General features: G+C 60.2%; 12 protein-coding genes. 3 read left to right on the top strand and 9 right to left on the bottom strand.

Annotated elements, in window-relative coordinates:
• Nucleotides 1-63 precede the first annotated feature (63 nt).
• On the bottom strand, nucleotides 64-1641 hold the full coding sequence (gene guaA, locus B0H98_RS07085) for a glutamine-hydrolyzing GMP synthase (RefSeq protein ID WP_106374370.1): 1578 nt from the start codon (nucleotides 1639-1641) through the stop codon (nucleotides 64-66).
• A gap of 92 nt (nucleotides 1642-1733) precedes the next feature.
• Complete coding sequence (gene guaB, locus B0H98_RS07080; protein WP_106374369.1) at nucleotides 1734-3203, bottom strand: IMP dehydrogenase; 1470 nt, start codon at nucleotides 3201-3203, stop codon at nucleotides 1734-1736.
• A gap of 169 nt (nucleotides 3204-3372) precedes the next feature.
• On the opposite strand from guaB, the gene xseA reads away from it, so the two are divergent.
• Complete coding sequence (xseA, locus tag B0H98_RS07075; protein ID WP_106374368.1) at nucleotides 3373-4713, top strand: exodeoxyribonuclease VII large subunit; 1341 nt, start codon at nucleotides 3373-3375, stop codon at nucleotides 4711-4713.
• Nucleotides 4714-4806: 93 nt separating this feature from the next.
• On the opposite strand, the gene B0H98_RS07070 is transcribed toward xseA, so the two are convergent.
• Nucleotides 4807-6132 (bottom strand): aspartate aminotransferase family protein, encoded by a 1326-nt coding sequence (locus tag B0H98_RS07070; RefSeq protein WP_106374367.1) that lies wholly within the window; start codon nucleotides 6130-6132, stop codon nucleotides 4807-4809.
• Here B0H98_RS07070 and B0H98_RS17120 point away from each other — a divergent pair.
• Nucleotides 6131-6448: a phosphoheptose isomerase family protein gene (locus B0H98_RS17120; RefSeq protein WP_208623590.1), complete on the top strand. Its 318-nt coding sequence runs from the start codon at nucleotides 6131-6133 to the stop codon at nucleotides 6446-6448. The two genes, B0H98_RS07070 and B0H98_RS17120, sit on opposite strands and share 2 nt — an antisense overlap.
• 22 nt (nucleotides 6449-6470) lie before the next feature.
• Here the strand turns inward: B0H98_RS17120 and B0H98_RS07060 are convergent, their stop codons facing one another.
• From B0H98_RS07060 to B0H98_RS07050, 3 genes are all read right to left on the bottom strand, one after another.
• A complete protein-coding gene (locus B0H98_RS07060; protein ID WP_106374366.1) occupies nucleotides 6471-7493 on the bottom strand; it encodes a DUF3618 domain-containing protein in 1023 nt (340 codons plus the stop codon).
• Nucleotides 7490-7945, bottom strand: a complete 456-nt coding sequence (locus tag B0H98_RS07055; RefSeq protein WP_106374365.1) for a phage holin family protein — start codon at nucleotides 7943-7945, stop codon at nucleotides 7490-7492. The genes B0H98_RS07060 and B0H98_RS07055 overlap by 4 nt, the downstream gene beginning before the upstream one ends.
• A 93-nt stretch (nucleotides 7946-8038) precedes the next feature.
• Nucleotides 8039-8863: a hypothetical protein gene (locus tag B0H98_RS07050; protein WP_106374364.1), complete on the bottom strand. Its 825-nt coding sequence runs from the start codon at nucleotides 8861-8863 to the stop codon at nucleotides 8039-8041.
• Nucleotides 8864-9546: 683 nt separating this feature from the next.
• Between B0H98_RS07050 and B0H98_RS07045 the strand changes: the two genes are divergently transcribed.
• A complete protein-coding gene (locus B0H98_RS07045) occupies nucleotides 9547-10401 on the top strand; it encodes an SDR family oxidoreductase (protein WP_106374363.1) in 855 nt (284 codons plus the stop codon).
• 58 nt (nucleotides 10402-10459) lie between these two features.
• Here the strand turns inward: B0H98_RS07045 and argA are convergent, their stop codons facing one another.
• The 3 genes from argA to B0H98_RS07030 all read right to left on the bottom strand — a co-directional run bounded on the left by argA (nucleotide 10460) and on the right by B0H98_RS07030 (nucleotide 13909).
• The gene (argA, locus tag B0H98_RS07040) at nucleotides 10460-11776 is read right to left on the bottom strand and encodes an amino-acid N-acetyltransferase (protein ID WP_106374362.1); all 1317 of its coding nucleotides are present in this window, start codon (nucleotides 11774-11776) and stop codon (nucleotides 10460-10462) included.
• A 177-nt stretch (nucleotides 11777-11953) separates the two neighbouring features.
• On the bottom strand, nucleotides 11954-13219 hold the full coding sequence (locus tag B0H98_RS07035; protein ID WP_106374361.1) for an inorganic phosphate transporter: 1266 nt from the start codon (nucleotides 13217-13219) through the stop codon (nucleotides 11954-11956).
• A gap of 9 nt (nucleotides 13220-13228) precedes the next feature.
• On the bottom strand, nucleotides 13229-13909 hold the full coding sequence (locus B0H98_RS07030; protein ID WP_106374360.1) for a TIGR00153 family protein: 681 nt from the start codon (nucleotides 13907-13909) through the stop codon (nucleotides 13229-13231).
• Nucleotides 13910-13981 lie beyond the last annotated feature (72 nt).

Genomic DNA, 13981 nt, shown 5'->3' with positions numbered 1-13981 from the left:
TTCAATTCATAAAAAAAAATCCGCCTTTCGGCGGATTTTTTTATGCAACTAGCTAGTAAACACTCACTCCCACTCAATAGTAGCCGGCGGCTTACTACTCACATCATAAGTCACCCGCGACACCCCTTCCAACTCATTGATCACCCGGTTAGAAACCTTCTCCAGCAGCTCATAAGGCAGGTGCGCCCAGCGGGCGGTCATGAAGTCGATGGTTTCGACGGCGCGTAGCGCGATGACCCATTCGTAGCGGCGGCCGTCGCCGACCACGCCGACGGATTTGACCGGCAGGAACACGGCGAACGCCTGGCTGGTTTTTTCGTACCAGCCGGAGGCGCGCAGTTCTTCGATGAAGATGGCGTCGGCTTCACGCAGGATGTCGGCGTACTCTTTCTTCACTTCGCCCAGAATACGCACGCCCAGGCCCGGCCCCGGGAAGGGGTGGCGGTACACCATGTCGTAGGGCAAGCCAAGTTCCAGGCCGAGTTTGCGTACTTCGTCCTTGAACAGTTCGCGCAGCGGCTCGACCAGCTTGAGCTTCATGGTTTCCGGCAGGCCGCCCACGTTGTGGTGGGATTTGATCACGTGCGCCTTGCCGGTCTTGGAGGCGGCGGATTCGATCACGTCCGGGTAGATGGTGCCCTGGGCCAGGAACTCCACACCTTCGATCTTGCTGGCTTCTTCATCGAACACGTCGATGAAGGTGTTGCCGATGATCTTGCGCTTGGCTTCCGGGTCTTTCTCGTCTTTCAGCTTGCCCAGGAACAGGTCTTCGGCGTCTACGCGGATGACCTTCACGCCCATGTGCTTGGCGAAGGTTTCCATGACCTGGTTGCCTTCGTCCTTGCGCAGCAGGCCGTTGTCCACGAACACGCAGGTCAGCTGGTCGCCAATCGCCTTGTGCAGCAGTGCGGCGACCACAGAAGAGTCCACGCCGCCGGAGAGGCCGAGCAGTACGTGGCGGTCGCCGACCTGTTCGCGCACGCGCTGAACCTGGTCTTCGATGATCTGCGCAGGTGTCCACAGCTTCTCGGCTTTACAGATATCCAGCACGAAGTGCTCAAGCATCCGCTGGCCTTGCAGGGTGTGGGTCACTTCCGGGTGGAACTGTACGCCATAGAACTGCTTCTCTTCCCATACCATGGCCGCAATCGGGCAGCTCGGGGTAGAAGCCGTCACGGTGAACTCGGCGGGCGCCTGGGCCACCTTGTCGCCGTGGCTCATCCATACGTCCAGCAGGCCCTTGCCGCTTTCGGTATCCACGTGGTCCTTGATGCCGTTGAACAGCGCGTTGTCGGCGTCGATGCTGATCTGCGCATAGCCGAACTCGCGCTTGTTGGAGCCTTCCACCTTGCCGCCCAGCTGCTCGGCCATGGTCTGCATGCCGTAGCAGATACCAAATACCGGAAGATTCATTTCGAACACGCACTGGGGCGCACGCGGGGACTCAAGCTCGGTCACGGATTCCGGGCCGCCGGCCAGGATGATGCCGTTGGGGTTGTACTCGCGGATCTCTTCTTCGGTGATATCGAAGGCACGAACTTCGGAGTAAACGCCAATTTCGCGTACCCGGCGGGCGATCAGCTGGGTGTACTGCGAGCCGAAGTCGAGAATCAGGATCTTGTGAGCGTGGATATCATTCATGGCGGTATCTCGAGTAAGCAGTGGAGGTGCTGCTGGTAAGGCTAAAAAGCAAGCGGCGGAGCAAAGCCCGCCGCCGTGTTACTGAGCGCTGGTTAGCTCACCCGGTAGTTGGGGGCTTCCTTGGTGATCTGCACGTCGTGAACGTGGGATTCATTGAAGCCAGCGCCGGTAATCTGTACGAACTCCGGCTTGGTGCGCATTTCCTGAACGTCGCGGCAGCCGGTGTAACCCATGGAAGCCCGCAGCCCGCCCATCAGCTGGTGAACGATGGCGCTCATCATGCCTTTGTAAGGTACGCGGCCTTCGATGCCTTCCGGCACCAGCTTCTCGGCGCCTTCACTCTTGTCCTGGAAGTAGCGGTCGGCACTGCCCTGGTTCTGGGCCATGGCGCCCATGGAACCCATGCCGCGGTAGGCCTTGTAGGTACGGCCCTGGAACAGCTCGACTTCGCCCGGGGCTTCTTCGGTACCGGCCAGGAGGCCACCCACCATCACGGCACTGGCGCCGGCGGCAATCGCCTTGGCCAGGTCGCCGGAGTAGCGCACGCCGCCATCGGCAATCAGGGGAATGTCGTACTCTTTAAGTGCGGCCGCCACGTTGGACACCGCGGTGATCTGCGGCACGCCCACACCGGCAACGATGCGCGTGGTGCAGATGGAACCCGGGCCGATGCCCACTTTCACGCCGTCGGCACCCGCTTCGGCCAGCGCCTTGGCGGCAGCGGCGGTGGCGATGTTGCCGCCGATCACCTGAATAGCCGGGTAGTGCTCCTTGATCCAGCTGACGCGGTCGATCACACCCTGAGAGTGGCCGTGGGCGGTATCCACGATGATCACGTCAACGCCGGCTTCAGCCAGGGCGGCTACGCGGTCCGGGGTTTCCGGGCCGGTGCCGACGGCAGCGCCTACCAGCAGGCGGCCGTCGCTGTCTTTAGCGGCCATCGGGTAGGTGCGGGCTTTTTCGATATCCTGGAAGGTCACCAGGCCGCGCAGGTGGAAGGCGTCATCGACAATCAGCATTTTCTCGATGCGGTGTTCGCGCATCTTGGCCTTGCTGGTTTCAAGGTCGGTGCCTTCCTTGACGGTAATCAGACGCTCACGCGGGGTCATGATATCGGCGACGCTGTCACCCACGTTGGGCTGGAAGCGCATGTCACGTTCGGTCACGATGCCCACCAGCGTCTCGCCTTCCACTACCGGGAAGCCGGAGAAGCCGTACTCTTTCGCCATGGCGAGCAGGTCTTCAAGCTTGGCCTTGGGGCTGACGGTCACCGGGTCTTTCACAATCACGCTTTCGTGCTTCTTGACCTTGCGAACTTCGCCGGCCTGCTGAGCCATGGTCATGTTCTTGTGAATGATGCCGATGCCGCCTTCCTGAGCCATGGCAATCGCCAGACGCGCTTCGGTCACGGTATCCATGGCGGCAGAGACGAGCGGAATGTTGAGGGAGAGATTGCGGGTCAGGCGGGTTTTGAGGCTGACATCCTTGGGAAGAACGTCGGAGAAGCCAGGAACGAGAAGTACGTCATCGAACGTAAGCGCTTCTTGGGCCATACGTAGCATAGCGGCAACACCCAATGTGATGTGGGAAGAAGGGGCGTGAAAAGTTAATCCCCCATTATAGCGTTTTGAGGGGTGCCCCAGCAATGTAGGCATACGACCAATTATCCATAGCGCGTTGGTGGTAGGCTAGGCAGGCCGCTTTCCTGCTGCTCAACCCGAGGGGATTTCCATGCCAGACGCCACTACCGCCCTTTCCGTCAGCGAACTCAACAAGCGCTCGCGCCAGGCGCTCGAGCGCGATGTGGGCGAAGTGTGGGTGGAGGGCGAACTTTCCAACGTGTCGCGCCCGGCCTCGGGGCACATCTACTTCACGCTGAAGGATGACCGCGCCCAGGTGCGCTGCGCGCTGTTTCGCCAGCGGGCGCGGTTTATTTCCGCCCCCATGCGCGATGGCGACCAGGTGAAGCTGCGCGGGCGGGTGTCGCTGTTCGAGCCGCGCGGCGACTACCAGTTGATTGCCGAGGCGGTGCAGGCGGCGGGACTGGGCGAGCTGCTGGCGGCTTACGAGCGCCTCAAGGCCCAGCTGGAAGGCGAAGGCGTGTTTGCCAATACCCGCCCCCTGCCCTTCCCGCCCCGCAAGCTGTTGATCTTGAGCTCTGCGACCGGCGCGGCCATTCGTGATGTGCTGGCGGTGCTGGACGCGCGCTGGCCCCTGGCGGACGTGACGCTGATTCCGGTGCCGGTACAGGGCGCGGAGGCGGCACCGGCGATGATTGCCGCACTCGGTTTGCTCAACCGCCAGGCGCGGTTGGACCCGGCGCGGGACGCGATTCTGATTACCCGGGGCGGCGGCAGTCTGGAGGATCTGTGGGCGTTCAACAATGAACACCTGGCCCGGGCGATCTTTCATTCGCGCCTGCCGGTGATGTCGGCGGTGGGCCATGAAGTGGATGTCACGCTTGCCGATTTTGCCGCCGACATGCGCGCCCCCACCCCGTCCGCCGCCGCCGAGCGGCTGGTGCCGGACCAGCACGCCTTGAAGCGCCAGCTGAATGACCAGCAAAGCCGCCTGCAGCGCGCCATAGAGCGAAGACTTGAGCGCGATAGCCAACAGCTGGACAGCTTGCGCGCCCGGCTCAGGCACCCCGGCGAGCAGCTGAACCGTCAGCGCCAGCACGTGACGACACTCGCCCAGCGCTTAACTCGCGCCATGCAGCAAACGCTTACTCAGCAGCAAACACGGGTAGCGCAGTTGGGCAGGCGCTTGGCGAGTCAGGACATGACGCGCCTGCACCGCGCCGAAAGCGAGCGGGTGAATCAGCTGAACCGTCGCTTGGAAAATGCCATGCAGCGCCAGCTTCAACGTCAGCAGGCGCGTTTAACCAGCGCCGCGCGGGAGCTGAACGCCATCAGCCCCCTGGCGGTGCTTGGCCGGGGTTACGCCATTGCCCAGGATGAAAAGGGCCAGGTGGTGCGCCGGGCACAGGAGACTACGCCCGGCCAGAAACTCTCGCTGCGCCTGGGTGAAGGCAGGCTGAGTGTCGAGGTCAAGCGGCGCTTGAGTAAATAGAAAAGAAGCGCCGCGTGCCAGGTTAGAGCGGCGCTAGCGAATGGCCTCGATACGCGCGTCGGAAAACCCCAGCTGGTGGTTGTCCTGTTCAGGTTATTCTGCCAGTGCGGCGTCAATCGCCTGGGTAATCCGTTCGATGATGAGATCGATCTCGTCCGCCTGGATGGTATACGGCGGGGCAAGCAACACGTGATCCCCATGGACACCGTCAATCGTGCCGCCCATGGGATAACTGATCAAACCTCTCGCCATTGCCTGGCGCTTGATCCTGGCATGGAGTTTTCGAGCGGGATCAAACGGCGTCTTCTGCTCGCGGTCGGCGACCAGCTCAATGCCCCGAAACAGCCCCCGCCCGCGAATATCGCCTACATGAGGCGATGCCACCAGCGCCGCTTCCAGGCCGCGTTGCAAACGCTCGCCCATGGCGTTGACGTTGGCCAGCGTCTCCGGCCGCGCAATGATCTCGACGACCTTGTTGGCGGCCGCCGCTGCAACCGGGTGGCCCAAGTACGTATGCCCATGCTGAAACAGGCCGGAACCGCTGGCGAAGCTTTCATGAATCGCGGATGAGAGCAGCACGGCGCCGATGGGCTGATAGCCGCCGCCCAGCCCCTTGGCAATGGTAAGAATATCCGGCGTTATCCCTTCCTGCTCACAGGCGAACAGCGTGCCCGTGCGCCCCATGCCGCACATCACTTCATCGAGAATCAGAAGCACGCCGTACTGGTCGCATATGTTACGTACCCGTTTGAAGTAATCCGCTTCAGCGGCCACCGCGCCTAGCGTGGCGCCTACCACCGGTTCGGCTACAAACGCCATGACACTTTCAGGGCCCAGCTCGAGAATCTTGGCCTCAAGCTCGTCGGCAAGCCTTGCGGCGTAGGCTTCAAACGATTCATCGTTCCCCTTGTCACGGTAGGCGTAGCAGGGCGAGACATGATGCGTCTGGGGCAGAAGCGGCTGGAACTGCGCCCGGCGCATGGCATTGCCCCCGGTGGCAAGCGCGCCCAGGGTGTTGCCGTGGTAGCTCTGGCGTCGGGCGATAATATGCCGCCGCTCGGGCCTGCCGGTTTCCACAAAATACTGGCGGGCCATTTTTAACGCGGCTTCTACCGCCTCGGAGCCGCCGGATACCAGGTAAACGTAATCCAGGCCGTCTGGAGCCAGGTTCACCAGTTTCTCGGCCAGCTCCTCGGCAACATCCGTAGTGAAAAATCCGGTATGGGCATAGCAGAGGTTATCGATCTGCGCGCGCATGGCTGCCAGCACTTCCGGGTGGCCGTGCCCTACGCTAGTCACCGCCGCCCCGCCGGAGCCATCCAGGTAACGGCGCCCCTGGGTATCAGTGATATAGACGCCCTGAGCTGATGCTGCATGCGGCAACGTCTGGCCAATGCTGCGGTGAAGAATACGCGCCATGGTTCTCTTTCCTCTTCGAAGGATGCTTTTGAGTTTCAAGGCTACAACGAAATTCGTGCCCAGCACGGGCGGCGACGCCTTGTATGGGGCACAATCCAATGAGGTAGTGCTGGTCGTTTCCATCAAACCCTATGCAGTAAATACACTGACACTTGCACAGCGGGCAAGACACAAAGGCCTGGATATTCTCGCGATCACCGATAGTAAAGTCTCACGCTGTGACAGTGTGCCGATTATTCGCAGACGACAGGTGCTCGACAGCCAGTTGACCATAAAAAAGCGCCCGGCCAGGGCCGGGCGCTCATCTCTGCGTTAACGTAACGCTTACCGCTTACACCTTAGCGTTTGGGCGGCTCCAGGGTATCTTTACCCTGCGTGTTGCCCGAGGGAGTGTTCGAATTCGCCAGGCCGCTGTCATGACGCTCGGCCGGATTCTGCTTGTCGTCCTTCTTGTCGTGCTCACGCGTGCCATCTTTCATTTCTTCGGCCTTGTCATGAACAGCGTGCTGCGCCTTGTCAGCCTGTTCCTGACCAACTTCGGCCGCTTTATGCAGCGCACGATCGCGATACTCACCCATGTATTCGTCTTCCTTGCGCGTAGTGGGGAAAAGCCCCGCCAGCGCAGCGCCCAGGGCCACCCCTAGCGCACCGACTACCAGCGGATGCTCCTGGATGAAATCAGAAGAGCTACTGCCCATCTGACGGGCGCGGTCAGACATGTTGTGCAGGTGATCCTGCGTGCCGTGCTGAAGATGAGACGTGGAATCGCGCATGCTATCTCCCATGTGGTGAGCCTTATCGCCAAGGTTATGCGCTTTATCGCTTAGCTGATGCGCGACATCCTTGGCCTTATCGCCAAACTGCTGGGCTTTATCTTTCGCGCCCTCTTTCATGCTGCTCATGCGGCCCTGCTGGCTGCCGTGGGTCTGGTGGCTACCATGAGTTTCGTTGCTGCCGGGAACGTACCCAGGCGAGCTGGCATAGCCGGGTGCGCTGCCCTGTGCATGCGTACCTTCATGAACAGGAATGCCTGGCGTGCCCTGCGAGCCGCCGTACTGGTTCGAGCGCGGGTAGCTCTGCTGTGAGCCCGGGTTGCGCTGGGCAAGCATCAGCCAGCCAAGGCCCGCTGTGGTCACCAGAAACGGTAGCGGGTTCTGCTTGATGGTATTACCCAGGTTCGAGACGAACTCGTTAGCGCCGCCGTGGCGAAGGTAGTCGTAGGACGTATTGAGCAGCTGCTGAGGAGAGAAGCGCTCCTCGATCTCGTGCAGCGTGGAGTCCAGACGCTCGCGCGAGCGGTGGATATCCTTTTCGATCTCTTCAGCACTACGGTGATCGTGATGATCGTTATGGTCCGTCATTTCAACTCCTCCTTGACGTTATGCTGATGCTCCCTGGCGAGCTCCTTGTCGGTATTCAGGCTGTTCAGGGTACGGTTGGGTACCAGATTACGTGCCTGCAACTTGGCAAGGCCGGCCTTGAGCATGACGATACCGATGACCGAGACAATGACACCCACGATGATGGCCGAAAGCCAGGGCGTCATGTCCGGCGGCAGCACTTCATTGAGCATGAACACCAACGCAGCCAGCAAGGTGAAGAAGCCACCCAGCAGTACCGCGCCTGCCACGGCAATACCGGCAAGCGCCATCATGGCCTGGTGGGTTTTTTCCGACATTTCGGTCTTGGCGAGTTCGGCTTCGTTGCGCACCAGTGAGGTAATTTCCTGCATCACGGTGGACAACAGCGAACCCACCGATGCGCCTTGCGGTGAAGCGGGCTGCGACGGCGTCGTTTTATGATCTGAATCCATTCCTGGCCTCCCTGCCCTGTAAAGGGCTTTTCGTCTCTGTCTGGCCCGGTTACCCGAGCCAGACCCTGTATGCGGTAAGCGTCAGCCGTTGCCTTAGAAGCGGCCAGGGCCGCCTGGCTTGTTCGTCGAACCTGCACCACCGGCGGGGTCATTGGTCGTGCCGGGCATGGAGGACGATGAACTGCCTGGGTTCACAGCGCCGGGATGCGAAGCGTCGGTGCCCGGAGTGCCTGTACCCAGCGTACCGGAACCGGTACGGCCTGAACCTGACGTGCCTGGGCCTGACGGGCTGGTACCGGAAGCGCCGGGGCGCGTCGGGTCTTGCGTAGCGCTTGCGGGCGAACCGTGCATGATGCCCTCGGACGGGCTACCGGGAGTGGGCGATGCCTGATTGGAGTAGGCGCCCGACGGCTGGTATGGCTGACCCTGAGACGACTGCCCCTGATGAGAAGAGGAGTGCCCGCTGGATGAGTGCGAATGCTGACCGGAACTGCGCAGAAAGCGCGTCACCAGAAAGCCTGCCGCAATCGCCCCGCCAAAGAACAGCGCCGGCTCGCGGCGGCTATAGCTCTGGGCTTCCTGCCATAAGCTTTTCAGATCCTGGTCGCGCAGCTTGTTGGAGAAGCGATCCGTCGTATCCGCCAGCTTTCGCACCTGCTGGGAGAAGTAGGGCTGCTCTTGATTGTCGAACTCATCCGCCATCTTGTTGAAGACGCTGGAAAATTTATGCGTCTGATCGGCGGCGGTATCGCGCTGCTGCTTGTAGAGGTTTTCGGCCTGCTGCTGCGCCGCTTCACTGACATCGTGAACGGCATCCCGGCCCTGCTGCTTGAGATGCTCGGCATCCGCTGCGCCTGAAGGCGCCGCGCCTTGATGGGAAGTTGAACCTGGGTCAGCCTGTTTTCCATGATCATTCATCTGTCATTTCCTCCTTGTCGTTTCACACGTTACGGCATTGATAAATGCGTATCTAAAGTGAAACAAAACGAACTGGACCACTAAGAATTAAACGTATTCAAAAATAAATAATCGATTATTCCTTTTTACGTTTAATATAAATCGCTTTTTCACTATAGTGTGCCTTCTGACCTTGTCAATTTTCTCACCGCACAGCTTGTCAAGACGCCAAAACATTTAATCAATATCAACGCACAACTCGAAACAAAGATTAAAACTCCGGTGTAATGGTTTATTTCAAGCGCTGCCTCATAGCTCAAGCAGGCGTTTCGTCAAGCGAAGGTGGTCCACTGGGTCTGGCTTTACAAGGCCGGATACCGCATCGTCGCGTTGCTCAATTTTTAAAGTAAAGAGCCTTGATATACATCGCGCCATAAGTCCTTTTTAAAGACTGCTTAAGCACATCCTTTAAAAGCATTAAAACATGCAGCCTTTAAATAAAATTTATTATTGGCCTTATTTACGCGCCTGCTTTTATTGTATTTAACAAATAGCGCTAACAATCATAAAACCTATAATGGCCACCCAAACAGGTTTGGCTCTTGTGGCCTGCGTAAGCTAGGGTTAATAGGCGCAAAACGGACAGGCATTTATTCACCTGCCCGCCCCTGAAGGATTACTGTGCCAACAAGGAGTTCTAGCACATGAGCGAACAGCAGCAGCCGCCCCAGCACCAGGAAAAACAGCCGGGCGACGAACATGCGATGCACCCCGAGCCCGAATTCATTCGCGCAAGCTACAAAGGCGCCGAGAAGCTTCTGGATAAAGTCGCCATCATCACCGGCGGCGACAGCGGTATCGGCCGCGCGGTGGCGGTTCACTATGCCCGCGAAGGCGCCGATAGCGTGATCGTGCATTTGAAAGAAGATAAAGATGCCGAGGATACCAAGGCGCTGGTGGAGGCCGAAGGCCGCCGCTGCCTGGTGCTTAAAGGCGATGTGGCCGAGCCTGCCTTCTGCCGGGAAATAGTGGCAAAGACGCTGGAGCACTTCGGCAAGCTCAATATCGTGGTCAACAACGCCGCCGAGCAGTATGACTGGGATGATCTCACCGAGGTCCCGGATGAGCAGGTCATGCGCACCTTCCAGACCAATATCTTCAGCCATTTCTACCTGACCAAAGCCGCGCTGCCGCACCTGCAAAAGGGCGACACGATTATCGAGACTTCATCGATCAACGCCTTTAAAGGTAACGATACGCTGATCGATTACAGCGCTACCAAAGGGGCCATTCAGGGCTTCATGCGCTCAATGGCAATGTCCTTGATGGATCGCGGCATTCGGGTAAATGCCGTGGCACCGGGGCCGGTATGGACGCCGCTGATTCCGGCAAGTTTCGATGACGAGAAGGTAGCGTCCTTTGGCGGTCAGGTACCCATGAACCGCGCGGGCCAGCCAAGCGAGATGGGGCCGGCCTATGTGTACCTGGCATGTGAGGAGTCTTCCTACATGACGGGGCAGACTCTGCATCTTAACGGCGGGGTCATTCTGAATACCTGAGCCTTTCCAGGCGGGGCCGGCCACAGGCTGCCCCGCCACCTTTCCTAATTGACCGCCACTACCCCGCCAGCGTCTTTACCAACACCTTGGATTTACGCGCATGGTTGTAGGCTTCGCGCTTCAAGGGCGGCAGGTCTTCAAGGCTTGCAGGTTTGAAGCCGTGCTCTACAAACCAGTGCGCGGTATGGGTGGTCAGCACGAAGATATCGCTCAGCCCACGCTTGCGCGCACGGCGCTCCAGCGCTTCGATCAGCCGCTCACCGCGCTCCCCGCCCCGGTAGTTGCCGTGTACCGCCACGCAGGCAAGCTCGGCCACTTGCGTGCCCGGGAAGAGATGCAGCGCGGCGCAGCCAATCACCATGCCGTCGCGCTCGATCACCATGTAGTCATCGATCTCGTGCTCCAGCCGCTCGCGGGAGCGGGCGACCAGCATGCCGCGCTGCTCCAGTGGCTCGAGCAGTTCGAGCAGGCCGGCGATATCGTTGAGCTTGGCCGAGCGCAGCTGTTCATAGCGGTGCTGGGTGATCATGGTGCCCACCCCGTCGCGGGTGAACAGCTCGCCCAGCAGCGCATCGTGATTGCGCCAGGAAAGCAGGTGCGTGCGGGCCACGCCTTCAAGCGCTGCGTTGCAGGCCGCGTTCAGGTGGCGGGCAAGTTCGCTGCCCGGCTGGGCGCTGGCTAGCCGCGGTTCGGCCTCTGCTGGCGTCAGCTGGCGCATCAGCTCGCCCTCTTCATCCTCGAGCCCTTCTGATTCGCCCAGCAGTATCAGCTTGTCGGCCTTGAGCGCCACGGCGGCGTGCTGGGCAACTTCTGCGGCATCCAAGTCGAATACTTCGCCGGTACTGGAAAATCCCAGCGGCGGCAGCAGTACCAGCGAGCCCTTGTCCAGTAGGCCTTCAATGGCGCCCGCCCGCACTCGGCGCACTTCACCGCTGTGATCAAAATCGACCCCTTCGCGCACACCAAGCGGCTTGGCCGTGACCAGGTTGCCGGAAATCACGCTGAGTTCCACACCGTGCAACGGCGTGCTGGGCAGGCCAAGCGAGAGCCGCGCCTCCAGCCACAGGCGCTGGTGCGCCGCCACCTGCTCTACGTGGGCCATGACGGCGCGGTCGGCCACCCACTTGCCGTTCACCCGCGTCGGCTCGACGCTTGCACGGCTCAGCGCTTCCTGCACCTGCGGGCGCGTGCCAAATACCACTACCAGGCGTACGCCCAGGGTATGCAGCAGGGCCAGATCCTGAACCAGCTGCTCCCCGCGGCCGGACGCCATGGCTTCGCCCTCGATCAGAATGACGAAGGTTCGCCCCCGGTGCGCGTTGATATAGGGGGAGGCGTTACGAAACCAGTCAACAAAAGGGAAGTGCTTATCCAAGGCCGCTCTCCGGCAGCAGGTGAAAAGAAGAAACCAGGCGTTTACCCGCCCGTGCGGGCTACTTTACCAGAGCATAAAAAACAGCGGCACCTTCAATCGCTCTTTGCGTTTGCAAATAGCCGTGAAGATGCCGCTGTCAGGCCAGGCGTTTAACGCGCTGGCGTAAAGGCCTTTGCCTTAGCCGAACATGCCCTTGAACATGAAGAAGAACACGATGGCCAGGCCCGCACCGGCGGGCAGCGTAATCAGCCAGGAAAGCACGATGGTACCGATGACGCGCAGATTGAGCGCTGCCATGCCGCGGGCCAGGCCAACCCCCAGCACTGCGCCTACCAGGGTATGGGTGGTGGAGATGGGCAGGCCGGTGCCGGAAGCCACGACCACGGTGGTGGCGGCAGCAAGCGTTGCGGCAAAGCCGCGGCTCGGGGTCAGTTCGGTAATGCCGGTGCCTACCGTGGCAATCACCTTGTGCCCGTAAGTGACCAGGCCAAACACGATACCGCCGCCGCCCAGCACCAGCACCCACCAGGGCACGAGCGCTGCGCTGTCGATCATGCCTTCGCTGCGCACCACGCTGATGACCGCCGCCAGCGGGCCTACCGCATTGGCTACATCGTTGGAGCCGTGAGCAAACGCCATGGCGCAGGCGGTGAAGATCATCAGCACGCCGAACACGCGCTCCACGTTGGCATAGCCAAAATGGTCGTTGGGGCTTTGGGTGTACTTGACGCGCCGCTGCATCACGACGCCCAGCCCCATGATGAGTACGCCGATCAGGATCGAAAGCAGCAGACTCTGGCTGAAGGTCAGGTGCAGACCAACGTGAGAGAGCCCCTTGGTCAGGGTCACCATGGCAACGATGAAACCTACCAGGAACACATAGCCCGGCACGTAGCGCTTGGCAGCGGCAAACGGGTCGTTGCTTTCAAAGATCAGATGCTGCACGGACTTGAACAGTACAAAGGCGATGGTACCGGCAAGCAGCGGCGATACCACCCAGCTTGACGCGATCTGGCCTACCTTGCCCCAGGCCACGGCATCGACGCCCAAGCCCACTGCGGCAAAGCCGACAATCGCCCCGACGATCGAGTGGGTCGTGGAGACCGGCCAGCCGCGCGCTGAAGCCACCATCAGCCAGATGCCCGCCGCCAGCAGCGCCGAGAGCATGCCGTAAACCAGGTATTGAGGATCGGCTTCGAGCAGGTTGGCATCGATGATGCCGCCGCGAATGGTGGCGGTGACCTCACCACCGGCAAGCCAGGCGCCGAGGAATTCGAACACAACGGCGATGATGATGGCCTGCTTGATGGTGATCGCTTTCGACCCCACCGAGGTACCCATGGCGTTGGCAACGTCGTTGGCGCCAACGCCCCAGGCCATGAAGAAACCGAACAGGCAGGCCAGGATGATAAAAATCTCACCGTGCTGGGCAATAATTTGCATGGGATTCCCTTAGCGTGCGGTCAAAATCTGCAGGCGGCTGCCCACGCGCTCAGCGCGGTCGGACACTTCACCCACCCATTCGATAATCTTGTAAAGAAAGATGACATCGACCGGTGGTAACTGACTTTCAAGCTGAAACAGCTGACGGCGAATCGCGACCTGCTGGCTATCTGCTTGATGTTCAAGGTTATGCAGTTCACGAATCATGTTCTGGATGACATCGGAGACATGCCGGCCAAAGCCGGATTCCAGAAGCTCCATCAACTCTTCAAGCGCCTGGCGCGCCTGGGCAACACACGCCACACTGGTGATCATGTAGTCGCGCATAGGGTCGGCCAGCTCATCGGGCACGCGCATTTTACGTCCCAGCATGATGCCGGTAATGTCGCGTACCTTGTTGGCAATCTTGTCCTGGACGCTGATCAGATCCAGAAGGTCCGAGCGGGAAACTGGCAGGAACATGGTGTTGGGCAGGTTGAGTCGTAAATCCGTCTTGAGCACATCCGCCTCATGCTCCAGACGCGTAACGTTTTCGCGCAGCACCGTTGCTTTGTCCCAGTCGCCTTCAAGCGACGCTTCAAAAAACGGCAACAGCTGATCGGCGCATTCATTGGCCTTGACGATGTGGGCCAGCAGCGGCTGGAATGGCGAGCGGCCGAACATCGCAGAAAAAGGGTTGGAGGTAACCATAGAGCCTTTAAGCCTGTTTTCGGGGAGCCTGGAAATGGCGACGCCAGTATAAAGAGTGCGTTCGCCGCCGTC

Origin of the sequence: Vreelandella songnenensis, assembly GCF_003002925.1 — a bacterium.
GTDB classification, from domain to species: Bacteria; Pseudomonadota; Gammaproteobacteria; order Pseudomonadales; family Halomonadaceae; genus Vreelandella; species Vreelandella songnenensis.
The sequence above is the reverse complement of the archived record's forward strand: the minus strand, read 5'-3'. Positions and strand labels throughout refer to the sequence as shown.

Coding starts and splice junctions, on each gene's coding strand:
- guaA (WP_106374370.1), bottom strand. CDS start 1,641: ATGAATGATATCCACGCTCACAAGATCCTGATTCTCGACTTCGGCTCG.
- guaB (WP_106374369.1), bottom strand. CDS start 3,203: ATGCTACGTATGGCCCAAGAAGCGCTTACGTTCGATGACGTACTTCTC.
- xseA (WP_106374368.1), top strand. CDS start 3,373: ATGCCAGACGCCACTACCGCCCTTTCCGTCAGCGAACTCAACAAGCGC.
- B0H98_RS17120 (WP_208623590.1), top strand. CDS start 6,131: ATGGTTCTCTTTCCTCTTCGAAGGATGCTTTTGAGTTTCAAGGCTACA.
- B0H98_RS07070 (WP_106374367.1), bottom strand. CDS start 6,132: ATGGCGCGTATTCTTCACCGCAGCATTGGCCAGACGTTGCCGCATGCA.
- B0H98_RS07060 (WP_106374366.1), bottom strand. CDS start 7,493: ATGACGGACCATAACGATCATCACGATCACCGTAGTGCTGAAGAGATC.
- B0H98_RS07055 (WP_106374365.1), bottom strand. CDS start 7,945: ATGGATTCAGATCATAAAACGACGCCGTCGCAGCCCGCTTCACCGCAA.
- B0H98_RS07050 (WP_106374364.1), bottom strand. CDS start 8,863: ATGAATGATCATGGAAAACAGGCTGACCCAGGTTCAACTTCCCATCAA.
- B0H98_RS07045 (WP_106374363.1), top strand. CDS start 9,547: ATGAGCGAACAGCAGCAGCCGCCCCAGCACCAGGAAAAACAGCCGGGC.
- B0H98_RS07035 (WP_106374361.1), bottom strand. CDS start 13,219: ATGCAAATTATTGCCCAGCACGGTGAGATTTTTATCATCCTGGCCTGC.
- B0H98_RS07030 (WP_106374360.1), bottom strand. CDS start 13,909: ATGGTTACCTCCAACCCTTTTTCTGCGATGTTCGGCCGCTCGCCATTC.